Annotated in this window: 15 protein-coding genes; 11 read left to right on the top strand and 4 right to left on the bottom strand. The window is 71.5% G+C overall.

Features of this window, described 5'->3' with window-relative positions:
- Nucleotides 1–209: 209 nt before the first annotated feature.
- The 4 genes from ACGFWE_RS27590 (at nt 210) to ACGFWE_RS27575 (ending at nt 3,157) form a co-directional block, all read left to right on the top strand.
- A complete protein-coding gene (locus ACGFWE_RS27590; RefSeq protein ID WP_004986771.1) occupies nt 210–413 on the top strand; it encodes a cold-shock protein in 204 nt (67 codons plus the stop codon).
- A gap of 177 nt (nt 414–590) precedes the next feature.
- Nucleotides 591–2,072 (top strand): DEAD/DEAH box helicase, encoded by a 1,482-nt coding sequence (locus tag ACGFWE_RS27585; RefSeq protein ID WP_352387478.1) that lies wholly within the window; start codon nt 591–593, stop codon nt 2,070–2,072.
- A gap of 54 nt (nt 2,073–2,126) precedes the next feature.
- Nucleotides 2,127–2,375, top strand: a complete 249-nt coding sequence (locus ACGFWE_RS27580) for a CBS domain-containing protein (RefSeq protein ID WP_393602446.1) — start codon at nt 2,127–2,129, stop codon at nt 2,373–2,375.
- 434 nt (nt 2,376–2,809) lie between these two features.
- Nucleotides 2,810–3,157, top strand: coding sequence for a MerR family transcriptional regulator (locus ACGFWE_RS27575; RefSeq protein ID WP_352387474.1), 348 nt, complete (start codon nt 2,810–2,812; stop codon nt 3,155–3,157).
- A 13-nt stretch (nt 3,158–3,170) separates the two neighbouring features.
- Here the strand turns inward: ACGFWE_RS27575 and ACGFWE_RS27570 are convergent, their stop codons facing one another.
- Nucleotides 3,171–3,905 carry a DUF4232 domain-containing protein gene (locus ACGFWE_RS27570; RefSeq protein ID WP_393602444.1) on the bottom strand — a complete coding sequence of 245 codons (735 nt, stop codon included), beginning with the start codon at nt 3,903–3,905 and terminating at the stop codon, nt 3,171–3,173.
- 188 nt (nt 3,906–4,093) lie between these two features.
- On the opposite strand from ACGFWE_RS27570, the gene ACGFWE_RS27565 reads away from it, so the two are divergent.
- On the top strand, nt 4,094–5,383 hold the full coding sequence (locus ACGFWE_RS27565) for a helix-turn-helix domain-containing protein (protein WP_393602442.1): 1,290 nt from the start codon (nt 4,094–4,096) through the stop codon (nt 5,381–5,383).
- Between the two features lie 19 nt (nt 5,384–5,402).
- Here ACGFWE_RS27565 and ACGFWE_RS27560 read toward each other — a convergent pair whose 3' ends face one another.
- The gene (locus ACGFWE_RS27560) at nt 5,403–6,722 is read right to left on the bottom strand and encodes a phosphatase PAP2 family protein (RefSeq protein WP_393602440.1); all 1,320 of its coding nucleotides are present in this window, start codon (nt 6,720–6,722) and stop codon (nt 5,403–5,405) included.
- A gap of 219 nt (nt 6,723–6,941) precedes the next feature.
- Nucleotides 6,942–7,781 (bottom strand): helix-turn-helix domain-containing protein, encoded by an 840-nt coding sequence (locus tag ACGFWE_RS27555; protein ID WP_393602438.1) that lies wholly within the window; start codon nt 7,779–7,781, stop codon nt 6,942–6,944.
- A gap of 112 nt (nt 7,782–7,893) precedes the next feature.
- Here ACGFWE_RS27555 and ACGFWE_RS27550 point away from each other — a divergent pair, with 112 nt between their 5' ends.
- The 6 genes from ACGFWE_RS27550 (at nt 7,894) to ACGFWE_RS27525 (ending at nt 15,467) form a co-directional block, all read left to right on the top strand.
- Nucleotides 7,894–8,490, top strand: a complete 597-nt coding sequence (locus tag ACGFWE_RS27550) for an NADPH-dependent FMN reductase (protein WP_393602436.1) — start codon at nt 7,894–7,896, stop codon at nt 8,488–8,490.
- Nucleotides 8,491–8,975: 485 nt separating this feature from the next.
- A complete protein-coding gene (locus ACGFWE_RS27545) occupies nt 8,976–9,179 on the top strand; it encodes a cold-shock protein (RefSeq protein WP_007383480.1) in 204 nt (67 codons plus the stop codon).
- A gap of 210 nt (nt 9,180–9,389) precedes the next feature.
- Complete coding sequence (locus tag ACGFWE_RS27540; RefSeq protein ID WP_352387464.1) at nt 9,390–10,826, top strand: DEAD/DEAH box helicase; 1,437 nt, start codon at nt 9,390–9,392, stop codon at nt 10,824–10,826.
- Nucleotides 10,827–10,945: 119 nt separating this feature from the next.
- On the top strand, nt 10,946–11,248 hold the full coding sequence (locus ACGFWE_RS27535) for an SCO5918 family protein (RefSeq protein WP_053852860.1): 303 nt from the start codon (nt 10,946–10,948) through the stop codon (nt 11,246–11,248).
- A 140-nt stretch (nt 11,249–11,388) separates the two neighbouring features.
- A complete protein-coding gene (locus ACGFWE_RS27530) occupies nt 11,389–13,830 on the top strand; it encodes a SpoIIE family protein phosphatase (RefSeq protein ID WP_393602433.1) in 2,442 nt (813 codons plus the stop codon).
- Between the two features lie 491 nt (nt 13,831–14,321).
- Nucleotides 14,322–15,467 carry a DUF3533 domain-containing protein gene (locus tag ACGFWE_RS27525; protein ID WP_393602431.1) on the top strand — a complete coding sequence of 382 codons (1,146 nt, stop codon included), beginning with the start codon at nt 14,322–14,324 and terminating at the stop codon, nt 15,465–15,467.
- Nucleotides 15,468–15,641: 174 nt separating this feature from the next.
- On the opposite strand, the gene ACGFWE_RS27520 is transcribed toward ACGFWE_RS27525, so the two are convergent.
- Complete coding sequence (locus tag ACGFWE_RS27520) at nt 15,642–15,866, bottom strand: hypothetical protein (RefSeq protein ID WP_352387458.1); 225 nt, start codon at nt 15,864–15,866, stop codon at nt 15,642–15,644.
- Between the last annotated feature and the right edge of the window lie 21 nt (nt 15,867–15,887).

The following is a 15,887-nucleotide window of genomic DNA, read 5'->3' as shown; positions in this document are numbered from 1 at the left end:
ATGAGATATAGGACCGGGGCACGGCGAGTATTCCCCGAACGTCGGTGCGGTCCACAATTATCGCCCCGACGGGGTCGATCACCCCGTGCTACTGTCGATCTCAGTTGCAGGTGTGGTTGCCACAAGGTTTTTTCCGACGGGTTAATCAGCACGGCGACACGGGATTCACGCAGGGTGAATTCCGAAACCGCCTCCGAAGGAGAAATGACATGGCTACTGGCACCGTGAAGTGGTTCAACGCGGAAAAGGGCTTCGGCTTCATCGAGCAGGACGGCGGCGGCGCCGACGTCTTCGCCCACTACTCCAACATCGCCGCCCAGGGCTTCCGTGAGCTGCTGGAAGGCCAGAAGGTGTCCTTCGACATCGCGCAGGGCCAGAAGGGCCCGACGGCCGAGAACATCGTTCCGGCCTGACGCTCGGCACCGCCGCGCTAACTTCGCAGCTGGGGCCCGCACCTTGCGGTGCGGGCCCCAGCTCGCGGCATTTCAGGGCGCATCACACACATCGCCTCGGCCCGTTCTCGCGATTCTCTGCGCCGCTCACCGGCTGCGGGAATTCCTTGATACGTGCCGCATCAAGGAAGGTTTCGCATGAATCGCACGCGCTCAAATCCCACCCGTGGCCGCTCCGGCGCTCCGTACCGTGGTTCCAGGACGAACGGAAATCGGCAGACGGTGCAGGGCGAGTTCGCCCCGCCGAAGACGATCACGCCCGCGCTGCCCGCGGTCGAGGCGTTCGCCGACCTCGACATGCCCGAGCGGATGCTGGCCACGCTGGGCCGTGAAGGCGTGACCGCGCCGTTCCCGATCCAGGCGGCGACCCTGCCGAACGCCCTGGCCGGCCGTGACGTCCTCGGCCGTGGCCGCACCGGCTCCGGCAAGACCCTCGCCTTCGGCCTCGCCACCCTGGCCCGTACGGCCGGACAGCGTGCCGAGCCGCGAAAGCCCCTCGCCCTCGTTCTCGTCCCCACCCGTGAGCTCGCCCAGCAGGTCACCGACGCGCTCACCCCCTACGCCCGCTCCGTGAACCTGAAGCTGGCCACCGTCGTCGGCGGCATGTCCATCGGCAGGCAGGCCGGTGCGCTGCGCGCCGGGGCCGAGGTGGTCGTCGCGACGCCCGGGCGGCTCAAGGACCTCATCGACCGCGGCGACTGCCGGCTGGACGACGTGGCCATCACGGTCCTCGACGAGGCCGACCAGATGGCCGACATGGGCTTCATGCCGCAGGTCACCGCCCTGCTCGACCAGGTGCGTCCGGGCGGGCAGCGGATGCTGTTCTCCGCCACCCTGGACCGCAACGTCGACAAGCTGGTGCGGAACTACCTGCACGACCCCGTCGTCCACTCGGTGGACCCCTCGGCCGGCGCGGTCACCACGATGGAGCACCACGTGCTGCACGTGCTCGACGCGGACAAGCACCGGACGACCACCGAGATCGCGGCACGGGACGGCCGGGTGATCATGTTCCTGGACACCAAGCACGCGGTGGACCGGCTGACCAAGCACCTGCTGAGCAGCGGCGTGCGCGCCGCGGCCCTGCACGGCGGCAAGTCCCAGCCACAGCGCACGCGCACCCTCGCCCAGTTCAAGACCGGACACGTGACCGTGCTGGTGGCGACCAACGTGGCGGCGCGCGGGATCCACGTCGACAACCTCGACCTGGTCGTCAACGTCGATCCGCCCACCGACCACAAGGACTACCTGCACCGCGGCGGCCGTACGGCCCGCGCCGGCGAGTCCGGCAGTGTCGTCACCCTGGTCACCCCGAACCAGCGCCGCGACATGAGCCGGCTGATGGCCTCGGCGGGCATCACCCCCCGGATCGCCCAGGTGCGTTCGGGCGAGGAGGAGCTGAGCCGCATCACCGGCGCCCAGGCGCCTTCCGGTGTCCCGGTCGTCATCACCGCGCCGCAGGCGGAACGCCCCCGCCGCACATCCTCGTCCTCGTCATCGTCTTCGTCCCCGTCCCGGGGCCGTCGTGGACGCCGGGGTCAGGCGGGAACGGGCCGTCCCGCGGGCGAAGCGGGACGCCGCAGCGCGCCGCGCCGGACCGGCTTCGGCTCCGCCGCCTAGGACGGCTGCGCCGGACCGCTCAGGACCCCACCCCCTTCCCCGTAGGAGACACCCATGACGCCGACCCAGACGCCACACGTGATCTTCGACCAGCAGGGGCCCGGGCCCCGGGTCAGTGACGACATGACGGTCGAGGTGGCTCTGTCCCTCATGGCCGGTGCCCGTGTCGATCACCTCGTCCTGTGCGACGGGGACGAGCAGCGCACGGGTGTCATCACCCTGGCCGGGCTCGCCGTTCTCCGGGACAGCGCCGCCTACACCGACCGGCTCCAGCTGCGGGAGGTCCTCGGCCTCGCCGGCTGATCCACCCTCAGGCCCGATGGGGCCCTGCCGACGCGCGTCGGCAGGGCCCCATCGTCGTATCCCGGCACGTTCTTCACGTCGAAGGATGTCTGCGTCACACGAGCGCCAAAATCTCCTCTTGTCAGAGTAGACATTGGCTCCTGCCACGGTTACTGTTTTTCTCGTAGACATGGTCAAGCGAGGAAAGAACGGAGGACAGACGCCATCAGGATCGCCCGGCCCGACGTGTTCGGCCCGGGTACCGCAAGACCCCGGATTGGATGGTGGTCCCCGGTCACGCAGCCGCGATCCCCGCACCCCTCCCGTCACCGGGCCGGGTAGCGGAAACAGAAGGTCGGCACAGCAACAGGGCCGACAGATGGTGTTGAATTCCCTTCGGGGCCCCGGTGCCGTACGGCATCGGGGCCCCTCGACGCGTTGCACAACGAGGTGACATGACAGCAGATATTCCACTCGGCGACCGCCTGGACGACGACGACTACCCCGCCTACACGATGGGCCGGGCGGCAGAGATGCTCGGCACCACCCCGGGATTCCTCCGAGCCATCGGGGAGGCCCGGCTGATCACTCCCCTGCGCTCGGAGGGCGGACACCGCCGGTACTCCCGCTATCAGCTGCGGATCGCCGCCCGCGCCCGCGAGCTCGTCGACCGCGGCACCCCCATCGAAGCCGCCTGCCGCATCGTCATCCTCGAGGACCAGCTCGAGGAAGCTCAGCGCATCAACGCCGAGTACCGCCGCGCCGCGAACTCGACCGACAACTCCGGGTCCCGCGCCGGCTGACTGCGCGGTGGTGTCACCAGCTGACGGCGTCGTCCATCGACTGCTGCCAGTAGGTGACCTCGAGCGAGTCGTCCACGTAGACGCCCTTCGCGGACAGCGGCGGGTGGGCGGCCGTGCCGACGCTCCCGTTGCCGGAGCGGCCGTGGAAGTAGACGGTCAGGGATTTCGCTGTGTAGCCGTTCGCGCTGCTGCCGTCGGTCGCGGACAGGCTCACGGAGGCGTAGCCGGACTCGCCCGGCGCGAGCGTGACGACCGCCTGCGGCTTCGAGGCCTCGATGACCGGGGGCACGGACTGGGCCTCGCCGAAGCGGACCGCCGGGTAGCCGTAGAGGTAGCAGCTCTTGCTGCCGGTGTTGGTGACCGTGAGCAGCATGTGGTTCACCGGACGGGTCAGAGGGGCCGCGACCGTCCTGGTGGTGGAGCCCTCGCAGGTGACCGGCCTGCCCGCCGCGGAGGTGGGCGCCTTCGCCGGCCCGGAGGTGCGCACGGCGGATGTCGCGGTGCCGCCGGTGGACCCGGCGCCGGAGGACCCCGTGGAGGCCGACGGGCCGGTGACGGCCGAGGAGCCCGAGGGAGCCGTGGTGGCGGAGGCCGTGGCCTCGGAAGAGACCGCGGTGGAGGGGCTCGTGCCGGCCGCGCGGCCCTCGTCCTCGGTGCCTGTCCCGTCGTTGCACGCGGTCAGCGAGAGCGCGGCGAGGACGGTGGTCGCGGCGGCGGCGACGAGACGGGTGCGGGAGATCTTGGACATGGTGCGAGTGCCCCTTCGGAGTTCGGGTGGCGTGGTGATTGGATGACCGAAGCTTGTGAGGTGATCCGTCCCGACCGCCACGCTCAGCGGGCAGTTGGGGACACTGGAACGCCGAAATGGGCTCTGACCAGGGGGAACGCACTGCCCCTGGAACGCTTTGCCGGGATGCGGGGGGTTGAGGGGAACGGGTGTCAGGGGCAACGGGGACCGACCGGCCGGAGGCGTTCGCGCAGTTGCTGCGGGAACTCAAGGACCGGTCGGGGCTGAGCTACGGGACGCTCGCCAAGCGTCTGCACATGAGTACGTCGACGCTGCACCGCTACTGCAACGGCACCGCCGTGCCGGTCGAGTACGCCCCGGTGGAGCGCCTCGCGCGGGTCTGCCGGGCCACACCGCAGGAGCTGGTGGAGCTGCACCGGCGCTGGATCCTGGCGGACGCGGAACGTGGACGCAGGCCGGACCAGGTCACGGCGAAGGATGCGGGTGAGACCGCGACCGGGAACGCCGAGCCCGTTGTCGTCGACACCCCGGTCGACACCCCGGTCGACGCCGCTCCCCCTCGTCCTCGCTCCTGGCTCCGCCGTCGCCGTACCGTGCTGATCGCGTCCGTCGCGGTGGTCGCCGCGCTGGCGCCCGTCGCCTACGCCCTGCGCCCGGTGGACACCCGCGCCGGGGACACCACGGCGCCGGCGTCCACCGGCACCCTGGACACCGGGCCCACCGCGCAGCCCTCCGCCGGCCCGTCCGCCGGCGCGAGCACACCCGAACCGTCCGCGTCGGCCACCGGCTCTCCGAGCGGGACGGCCGGTTCGAAGAGCACCGGGTCCGGCACCTCGAAGGGCGGGGGCAAGCAGGGCGCCGCCCCGGACACCGCCGCCGGCGTCCCGCTCACCGTCGGCGTCCGTCCCTACGTCTACGCGGACCCGTGCAGCCAGCACTTCCTCGTGGACAGCGACCCCGAGCAGGTCGGACCGCCGGCGCCCGAGCAGGACGCGCCGCGCTGGGCCGCCGCCTACGGGGCCGTCTCCTCGGGCGAGCAGCAGATCGCGCTCACCGTCCAGGGCACCGGCGAGGAGACCGTCGTACTGAACGCCCTGCACGTCCGCTTCCTCACCAAGGGCGCGCCGCTCGCCTGGAACGACTACTCGATGGGCGTCGGCTGCGGAGGCGGGGTCGGCACCAAGTCCTTCGACATCGACCTGGACAACGGCAGCCCCACGGTCACCGCGAAGAACGGCCAGCGCGACTTCCCGTACAAGGTCAGCGAGTCCGATCCGGAGGTCTTCTACGTCACCGCCCGCACCAAGGCGCACGACGTCCGCTGGGACCTCAGCCTCGACTGGTCCAGCGGCGGCCGCAGCGGCACGGTCCACCTCGACGACGACGGCAGGCCGTTCCGCACCAGCGCCGACGTGGGCCGCCCGGGCTACGACTATCCGCTGGGCGGCGGCGAGTGGATCGAGCGGACGGGCGGCTGATCCGGGCGTCCGCCGCGGTTCACAGCAGTTCGGGCTGCGGCTGCGGCGCTCGCGCCTGCGGGGTCAATGGTTCCCACCGGGCCACGGTCCGCGTGTAGCCGTAGATCACCGAGCCCATCGCCAGCAGGAGAAGGGGGCCGGCCAGCCACGGGTACTCGGCCATCTGTACCGGCAGGTAGCGGTACGACAGCAGGAGCGCGAGGAAGACGGCCGCGCCGTAGGCGGTCAGCCGGAGCCCGGAGCGGTCCCAGCCGCGGTCGTAGGAACGCAGTCCCGCCTCGATGGTGAGGGTGAAGACCACGCCGGCGACGAGGTCCACGCCGTAGTGGTAGCCGAAGCCCAGCGTGGCGCAGAGGGTGGCGATCAGCCAGAAGGTGCCCGCGTACCGCAGGAACCGGGGGCCCGTGCGGGAGTGGATGAGGATCGCGGTGGCCCACGCCGTGTGCAGGCTGGGCATGCAGTTGCGCGGGGTGACCGCGTCGAACGGTATGGAGTGCGGGGCGGCTATCGGCGGCGGTGTCTGCGGCCACAGGTTCGCCACCGCCCAGCTCCCGTCGCTCGGTATCTGCGGCGACCACAGGGCGATGGACGCCCAGTGGTCGGTGCCGGTGCCGTAGGCGAAGACCGGGCCGACCACCGGGAAGATCATGTAGATGGCCGGTCCGAGCAGGCCGATCAGCAGGAAGGTGCGCACCAGGTGGTGGCGCGGAAAGCGGCGCTGTGCCGCCACGTGCCGCAGCTGGAACAGCGCGACGACCACCGCGGCCACCGCGAGCTGGCCGTAGATGGTGTCGAGGAAGTTGAAGCCGACCGCTCCGGTGGCGGTGACGAGCCGGCCCATCAGCCACGACGGGTTGCCCAGGGCGTGGTCGGCGTCGGCGAGGTACGGGTCGAGCACCTGCGGCCGGCTCTTCGCGGTGATGAGCAGCCAGGTGTCACCGGTCTTGCGGCCGGCCACCAGCAGCAGGCCCAGCCCGACGCCCTTCAGCAGCAGGACCCGTTCCGGGCCGGTGCGGCGGGTGAGGGCGATGACCGCGCAGCCCACGATCACCCACAGCGCGCCGTTGCCGAAGGGGTGGCCGCGGGTCACCTCGATGTCGCACACCCACCGGACCACCGCGAAGGCGAGGTCGATCCCGATCGCGGCCCCGATCGCGGCGAACCGCTGCCGCCAGGTCAGCACCACCGTCATCAGTGCCAGGCCGGCGTACAGCAGGGGGCCCGACTTGGGCGGGCACACGAACTCCCGTGCCTGGGTGGTGAGCGGTCCCGGCAGGCCGTAGTGGTGGGCGGCGCACTCCATCGCGATGAAGAACCCGAGAGCCACGACGGCCCCCACGGCCCAGAGCCTCGCTCGCGAAGGAATCCGCGGTGGCATTTCTATCACTTTCAGCCAGTTTCACTAGATGCTCGTCAGAACCGCCTGCCCGACTGTGGAAGAGGGAAGGAGCGCCGTCCGGGTTCCTGTGTCCACCCTAGGAAACCCGGCCGACCGAAGATGCAGGGTATGACATGGCAGCACTAATCGAACACCGGACGGCGAGGGTCCGGCCTGTTGTCACGAGATGGCTCTCAGCCCGCCGTGGGCCGGACGGCGCAGTTCGTCGACCGCCCGGTCCGTCGCCTCGTCCGCGGGGAGGAGGACGACCAGCTGCTGTGCGTCAGCGGAGAGCTCGAGGGTCTCACGGACCAGCCGGAGTTCGGGTCCGGAGGGATGCCGCAGCCGGAGGTCGCCGCGCCGCGGCACGACATGGCGGTTCAGGCGACGGGTGAGTTCGGGGCCCGCGACGGGTGCGAGTTCCGCGGTGAACCACTCGTGGGAGTCGAGGGACGGCCCCAGCCACAGGTCGAAGGCCCGCTCGTCCGCGATGTCGTCCCAGTCGGTGAAGAACGACCGGGCGCGGGGGTCGGTGAAGACGTACCGGGTGAGGTTCGGGGTGTCGGAGTCGAGCAGTCCGGTCCCGTTCGTCACCGCCTCGAACGCGCCGGTGTGGGCGAGGACGTCGCCCATCCGGTTGGTCACCAGGGCGATGCCCGGCTCCAGCAGGCGCAGTGTCCGCAGTACGGAGGGCCGTACGTGACGCGACGGCGGGGCGGGCCGGGCCTGGTGGGCCATGCACTCACCGCCGCTGATCTTCGTGAGGTAGCGCAGGTGGGTGCGCTCGGCGGCGTCGAGGCTGAGCGCGTCGGCCAGGGCGTTGACCACGGCGATCGAGGGGTTGCGGTCGCGGCCCTGCTCGATGCGGGTCAGGTACTCGACGCTGATGCCGGCCCGGGCGGCGAGATCCGAGCGCCGCAGTCCCGGTGACCTGCGGCGGCCGTGGTCCGGCAGACCCAGCGACTCCGGCTGGATACTGTCCCGCTTGGCCCGGACGAAATCCCCCAGTGGTGTCCCCATGAACCGAGCATAGGTTCCGGACCGCCGCCTGCGCAGGGCCCAGGGTGGCCCTGCGGGGGCCAGCCTCAGCCCGGTCTGGCTGTGGTCACGGAGCGGTCCGATCGTGGTGGGCATGGCAAACGACAAGCACAAGCTGGTGATCATCGTCGGAAGCGTCCGCGAAGGGCGGTTCGGGCCGGTCGTGGCCTCGTGGGTCGCCGAGCAGGCCGCGGCGCACGGGGGGTTCGAGGTGGAGGTCGTCGATCTGGCCGGGATCGACGTCCCGCTGGCACTGCCCGCGGTGTCGCCGAAGTACGCCGGGGACGACTATCCGCGGCCGGCCGGGATGGAGCCGCTGACGTCGGCTCTGGAGAGCGCCGACGCGTTCATCGTGGTCACGCCGGAGTACAACCACAGCTACCCCGCGTCCCTGAAGGCCGCGATCGACTGGCACTTCACCCAGTGGACGGCCAAGCCCGTCGCCTTCGTCAGCTACGGCGGCGCGGCGGGCGGACGCCACGCGGTGCTGCACCTGGAGAACGTCCTGACCGAACTGCACGCGGTCACCGTCCGCGACGGCCTCGCCTTCCGCAACTACTTCACCGCGTGGCAGGACGGCCGCCCCCTGGACCCGGAGGCCGCCGGGTACGCCAAGACCCTGCTGGACCAGCTGTCCTGGTGGGCGGGCGCCCTGCGCTCGGCCCGCGAGAGCGCGCCGTACCCGGCGTGAGCCGACGGCGAGGAGGCATCCGAGCGTGTGGTGGATCACGCCGGGCGTCGGGGGGTGCGTCTCGGGGACTTCGGGCGGGCGCAAAAGTCTGGTGTGGTGACGTCACATATGCGGGTGCGCCGGCCTTGCGCCTCCACCGTGGGGCGGGCCGCCGACATCCCGCCGTCCTGGAGGATCCGCTCACCGAGGCCTCCGCATGAACGAGCAGACGAGCCGACGGCCGAACGAATAACTGTCACGGCCGCAACAGAATCATGGATGGGGCCCGGCGAGGTTTTCGACCAGGGCGCCACTACGATTCAAGTCGGTGTAGATCCACCCACCTACCCTGTGTTACCGTGATAAAAGTTGCAGTTTTGGTTTCCGGAGAATTTCTTTATTGAACTTCACCGGCGTCTTTCCGGATCTTCCGGAGGGGAGTCCATCGCGGCGACTCGGGGTCCGTACAGTGCGGGTCCCGGCACTGCCCCCTAGGGAGATTCAATATGGCATCTGGCACCGTGAAGTGGTTCAACGCGGAAAAGGGCTTCGGCTTCATCGAGCAGGACGGTGGCGGCGCGGACGTGTTCGCGCACTACTCCAACATCGCCACCTCCGGCTTCCGCGAGCTTCAGGAAGGCCAGAAGGTTACCTTCGACGTCACGCAGGGCCAGAAGGGCCCGCAGGCCGAGAACATCGTTCCCGCCTGACGCTGACGCGTATCTTCACGGCTGGGGCCCGCACTCTTGGGGTGCGGGCCCTGTCCCATTGCCCGTGAACAATCAGATTGTCCCGAAGAATCTTATTATCTTCGCTTTGTTTCTCCCCGGCTCTTTCTTGCGAATTCTCGTGCGGCTTCGCCGCGCCCAGCAGGAATTCCTCGACACGTGCCGCACGCATCGAGGAAGGGTTCCCCTCCCATGAACCGCACCCGTCGTACCGGGAACAACGGGAACAGCACGTCCCGCCTGCACTCCCGGGGCGCGAGCCACCAGCGTTCCCGCCCGGCCGCCGCACCCCGCGGCGAGTTCACCCTCCCCACGACCGTCACCGAGGCGCTGCCCGCGGTGGAGGCGTTCAGTGAGCTGGACCTGCCCGAGCGCCTGCAGGCCGCGCTCCTCGCCGAGGGTGTGACCACCCCCTTCCCCATCCAGGCCGCGACCCTGCCCAACTCGCTGGCCGGCCGTGACGTCCTCGGCCGTGGCCGCACCGGCTCGGGCAAGACGCTCGCCTTCGGTCTGCCGCTGCTGGCCCGCCTGGACGGACAGCGCGCCGAGCCCCGGCACCCGCTCGCCCTGGTCCTCGTACCGACCCGCGAACTGGCTCAGCAGGTCACCGACGCGCTCACCCCCTACGCGCGGGCGCTGCGCCTGCGCGCGGCCACCGTCGTCGGCGGCATGTCGATCGGCCGGCAGGCGTCCGCGCTGCGGGCCGGCGCCGAGGTCCTCGTGGCGACGCCCGGCCGGCTCAAGGACCTCATCGAGCGCGGCGACTGCAGCCTGAACCAGGTCACCATGACCGTCCTGGACGAGGCCGACCAGATGACCGACATGGGCTTCATGCCCCAGGTCACCGCCCTGCTCGACCAGGTACGCCCCGACGGCCAGCGGATGCTGTTCTCGGCCACGCTCGACCGCAACATCGACCGGCTGGTCCGCAACTACCTGCACGACCCGGTGGTGCACTCGGTCGACCCGTCCGCGGGCACCGTCACCACCATGGACCACCACCTCCTGCACGTCCGGGACGACGACAAGCACGCCACCGCCACCGAGATCGCCGCCCGCGAGGGCCGCGTGATCATGTTCCTGGACACCAAGCACGCGGCGGAGCGCCTGGCCAAGCACCTGCTGTCGGTGGGCGTGCGGGCCTCGGCGCTGCACGGCGGCAAGTCCCAGCCGCAGCGCACCCGCACCCTCGGCCAGTTCAAGGACGGCCAGGTGAGCGTGCTGGTGGCCACCAACGTCGCGGCCCGCGGGATCCACGTCGACGACGTCGACCTCGTCGTCAACTTCGACCCGCCCGCCGATCACAAGGACTACCTGCACCGCGGCGGCCGTACCGCACGCGCCGGCGAGTCCGGCACCGTCGTCACCCTGGTCCTGCCGCACCAGCGGCGCGCGGTGGACCGTCTGATGTCCGACGCCGGCGTCACCGCGCAGACCACCCGGGTCCGTCCGGGCGAGGCCGAGCTGAACCGCATCACCGGCGCCCGCACCCCCTCCGGCGTGCCCGTCGTCCTCCCCGCTCCGGCGCCCGCCGAGACCCCGAAGCGCTCCGGGTCCGCGGGACGCAGCCGCAGCAGCCGCCCCGCCCGGGGCCGCGGCGGCCGCCGCTCCACCCCCACCAGCCGATAGCCGTACGACCGACTGACGGGCCCGGTGGCCGCGCCGCCGGCGTCCCCGTCGAGAAGGAGACGAACAGGGCCGCACCCTGGCCGTTCTCACCGTCACGTCCCCGCCCCCGTGGAGGCACCATGCGCATCGTCATCGCACGTTTTCCCTTCGACCTGACCATGAGCGAGGTCGAGAGGTCGATGGACGGCGTCCAGCCCGAACCCGCCACCGGCCTGTGTGTGACGGTCGGCCCCCACGTCTACCCGGTCAAGCAGGTCGGCCAGGTGATCACCCGGCAGGACCGCCGCGACTTCACCGCCAGCGAGGTGGGCAGGGCCCTGACCCGGCTCGGCTTCACCTGCCACGAGGTCCAGCCGCCCCGCCAGGAAGCCTTCAACGACCCGGCCGCGTCCCTCCCCTGGGCCGACACCCCGCTGGGCTGACGCATTCCGGGCGCACGGCACGGCGGTCCGCCGAGATCACCCCGTTCCGTTCCCTCTCCCCGCCACCCCGTGCAAGACTGCGGCTCCTCACGGCAGCGCCGCCGCTTGAGCGGGGGCCTGTGCGGCGGGACGCTGGGAGCATGGACGGCAGGGGCGGCACACCCGGAGGCACCGTGGAGGGACGCGTACCCGAGGACCTGGCGGTCGTCGTCGACGCCGGCGGGACCATCACGGTGTGGAGCGCCGGGGCGCGTCAGCTGCTCGGATACGAGGCCGAAGAGGTCATAGGGCGACCGGCGGCCGCACTGCTCGCCGCCGACCTGCCCGAGTCCGCGCGCCGCCATGTGGCCGGGGGCCGGTCCTGGGCCACCGAGGTCGCGCTGCGGCACCGGGGCGGCCGCCGGGTCGTCGTACGGCTGAAGGGGACACCGCTCGCGGACGGCGACGGTGCGCGGCCGTGGCTGGTGACCGCCGCCGCCCAGGAGCACACGGCCGGACCCGTCGAACCGGACGCGGAGGCCCTGTGGGACCTCACGCTCGCGCAGCTCCCCGTGCCGGTGGCGGTCTACGACACCGAGGCCCGGCTGGTGGCGGCCAACGAGGTCATGACCCGGGTGATGGGCCGCACCCTGGCCGAGATGCGCGGTCTGACCCTGTGGGAGATCGAGCCGAACCCGCCCTTCGACGAGTACGACCGCCTCCAGCGGCAGGTGCTGCGCACCGGCGAGCCGCTCTTCCACGAGAACTTCGGACAGGCACCCGGCGAGGTCCGGGGCCATGCCTGGTCGATGTTCCTCTCCCCGCTCAAGGACGAGAGCGGGGCGCTGCGGGGCCTGTCCGCGGCCGTCTTCGACACCACCGAGCAGTACTGGGCCCGCCGCCGCCTCGCCGTCCTCAACGACGCCAGCCTCCGCATCGGCAGCACCCTGGACGTCACCCGGACCGCCGAGGAACTGGCCGAGGTGGCGGTGACCGGCTTCGCGGACTTCGTCACCGTGGACCTGCTGGAGTCCGTCGCCCTCGGCGCGGAACCGGAACCGGTGCCGCCGGAGCGGCCGGTCACGGTACGCCGTACGGCGCAGCGATCGGTCCTCGACGGCTGCCCTGAGTCGGCGGTGGCGTCCGGCGAGAGGACGTTCTACCCGGTGGACACGCCCCCGATGCAGACCCTGATCGCCGGCCGCGGCACCCGGGCGGAGCCCCTGGACCCCGGGATGCAGGAGTGGGTCGACTCCTCCCGGGCCCGTGCCGAGTCCGTGGCCAAGTACATGATCCACTCGGTGATGATGGTGCCGTTGCGCGCCCGGGGGGTCACCCTCGGCCTGGTGCACTTCCTGCGGCACCGTACGACGGAGCCCTTCAGCGACGACGATCTGCTGCTCGCGGAGGAGATCGTCGCGAGGGCCGCGGTGAGCGTGGACAACGCCCGCCGCTACACCCACGAACGCCGTACCGCGCTCACCCTCCAGCGCAGCCTGCTGCCCGAGAGCCCGCCGGACCTCGCGGCCATGGAGGTGGCGTACCGCTATCTCCCGGCGGGCTCCGGCGCGGACGTGGGCGGGGACTGGTTCGACGTCATCCCGCTGTCCGGCGCCCGGGTCGCGCTGGTCGTGGGCGACGTGGTGGGCCACGGCATCCACGCCTCGGCGACGATGGGCCGCCTGCGCACGGCCGTACGCACCCTCGCGGACGTGGATCTCGCGCCCGACGAACTCCTCACCCAGCTGGACGACCTGGTCGTCAGGCTCGACCGGGAGGAGGGGCCGGAGACACGCGGCGGCCGGCCCTCGGAGACCGTGACCGCGGGCGAGGTGGGGGCCACCTGCCTCTACGCCGTCTACGACCCGGTCTCGCGCCGTTGCACGATGGCCCGCGCCGGCCACCCGCCGCCGGCCGTGGTCACCCCGGGCGGCGAGGTCCGCTTCCTGAACCTGCCGACCGGGCCGCCCCTGGGCCTGGGCGGTCTGCCGTTCGAGTCCGTCGAGGTGGAACTGGAGGAGGGCAGCCTGCTCGCCCTCTACACCGACGGGCTGGTCGAGGCGGCCGACCGGGACATCGAGGTCGGTCTGAACCTGCTGCGCGGGGCCCTCGCCGACAGGTCGGGTCCGCTGGAGGAGACCTGCGACGACGTCCTGCGCACGGTCCTGCCCGCCCGCCCGGCCGACGACATCGTCCTGATGCTGGCCCGCACCTCGGCCCTGGACGCGGCGAGGGTGCGCACCTGGCAGCTCGAGCGCGACCCGGCGGCGGTGGCCCGGGCGCGGAAGGCGGCGAGCGAGCAGGTCACGGCGTGGGGGCTGGGGGAAGCGTCCTTCGCGACGGAACTCATCGTCAGCGAGCTGGTCACGAACGCCGTCCGCTACGGCGACGACCCCGTCGTCCTACGGCTGATCCGTGACTCCGCGCTGATCTGCGAGGTCTCCGACGGCAGCAGCACGGCTCCGCACCTGCGGCGGGCGAGGGTGTTCGACGAGGGCGGGCGGGGACTGCTGCTGGTCGCGCAGATGGCGGAGCGGTGGGGAAGCCGGCAGACGGCCACGGGGAAGACGATCTGGGCGGAGCTGGGGTTACCGGACGAGTAGGTCTCCGGGCGGGGCCTGTCTCTGGGCGGGGCCTGTCTCTGAGCGGATCCGTCTCTGGGCGGGCCTTCTCTGGGCGGGCCTATCTCTGAGCGGATCCGTCTCTGGGCGGATCTGCCTCCGGGTGGGTCCGTCTCCCGGCGGGCCTGCCTCCGGTCCATCTCCCGGCCGATCTGTCTCCCGGCCGATCTGTCTCCGGGCGGGTACATTTCCCGGCGGGCCTGCCTCCCGGCGGTTCTGTCTCCGGGCGGGTCTGTCCCCGGGGGGTCCATCTCCCGGCGGGCCTGTCCCCCGGCCGATCTGTCTCCGGGCGGGTCCATCTCCCGGCGGGCCTATCTCTGGGCGGATCTGTCTCCCGGCAGGCCTGTCCCCCCGGGGACAGACCCCCGGCGGCCTGGCCCCCGGCGGCCTGGCCCCCGGGCGGGTCCGGCTCCGCGCATCTGGCTCCGGCGGGTTCGTCTTCCGGTGGTTGGGTCTGTCGGGGTGCCCGGTTCATGCGTGACGGTAAACGGAACAGTGAATTCATCCGCCTGTGCGACGATGCGCCCGTGAACGCACCCTCCAGTCCTTCCGCCGGTACTCCCCCCACGGAGCCGGCCCCCAAGTCACCTGGATTCGCCGCGGAGTTCAAGGACGCCGTGACGCTCCGGGCGTTCGGCCTGGTCCTCGGTGGCCTGCTGGTCCAACTGGCCTTCGTGGTCTCGTACGTCGGCGCCTTCCACTCCCCCACCCCGCAGCGCATCCCGGTGGCCGTGGTGGCCCCCCAGCAGGCATCGGCGAAGATCGTCGCCCAGCTCAACGCACTGGACGGCGAACCGGTGAAGGCGACGGCGGCCTCCAGTACGGCCGTTGCCCGCGAGTGGGTCATGACGCGCCGCACGGACGCGGCCTTCCTCTTCAACCCGAACGGCACCGAGGACACCCTGCTCGTCGCCTCGGCGGGCGGCCCGTCCGTCTCCCAGACGGCCACCCAGATCGCCCAGAAGATCGAGGCGTCCGAGAAGCGCCAGATCTCGGTGACGGACATCCGCCCTCCGAACCCCGGCGACGGCCGCGGCATGACGTCCTTCTACCTGGTCCTGGGCTGGGTGATCGGCGGCTACCTCACGGCGACCATCATGGGCATGGCGTCCGGCTCCCGCCCCGCGAACCGCCCCCGCACCCTGATCCGCCTGGCGGTCCTGATCCCGTACGCGGTGGTGTCGGGCGTCGCCGGAGCGGTGATCGTGGGCCCGGTGTTCGACGCCCTGGGCGGCCACTTCTGGGCGCTGAGCGCGATCGGAACGCTGACGGTCCTGGCCTCGGCGGCCACGGCACTGGCCCTGCAGACCCTGCTGGGCCTGCTCGGCACGGGCCTGGTCGTGCTCCTCTTCGTGGTCCTCGGCAACCCGAGCTCGGGCGGCGTCTACCCGGCCCCCCTGCTCCCCGCCTTCTGGAGCGCGATCGGCCAGGCCCTGCCGCCGGGGGCGGGGACGACGCTGGTCCGCAACACGGTCTACTTCTCGGGGCACGCGACAAGCTCGGCCCTGTGGGTGCTGGGGGCGTACGCGGTGGGCGGAGCGGCGTTGGCCTGGGGTGCGTCGTGGTGGCGGGAAACCCGGGGCGCCGACGCGCCGACGGCGCCCCCGGCGACCGTCTGACTACACCTCGTCCGTGGCGAACAGGTCGAGGTGTCCGCACTTGGGGCAGCGGAAAGCCGCTATCCGGCGTCGGAGGCGGCCCAGCCGCTTGGCGCGGTGTTGGCCTGGGGTGCGTCGTGGTGGCGGGAAACCCGGGGCGCCGACGCGGCGACGGCGCCCCCGGCGACCGTCTGACTACACCTCGTCCGTGGCGAACAGGTCGAGGTGTCCGCACTTGGGGCAGCGGAGGGCCACTATCTGGCGTCGGGGGCGGCCCATGCGCTTGGCGCCGCCGAAGATGCCCCGCTCCAGTGCGCCCTCGATCCACCGCGCGTAGCCACGGGAGTGATCGCCGGTGTCCTCGATGAAACCCTCGGTCAGACCGACGGTGCCGCAGTGCGCGCACGTGTGGTTGCTCATCCCGCGAGTGTAGGAAACGGC

The organism is Streptomyces sp. NPDC048523 (assembly GCF_043199815.1).
Classification (GTDB): domain Bacteria; phylum Actinomycetota; class Actinomycetes; order Streptomycetales; family Streptomycetaceae; genus Streptomyces.
The sequence above is the reverse complement of the archived record's forward strand: the minus strand, read 5'-3'. Positions and strand labels throughout refer to the sequence as shown.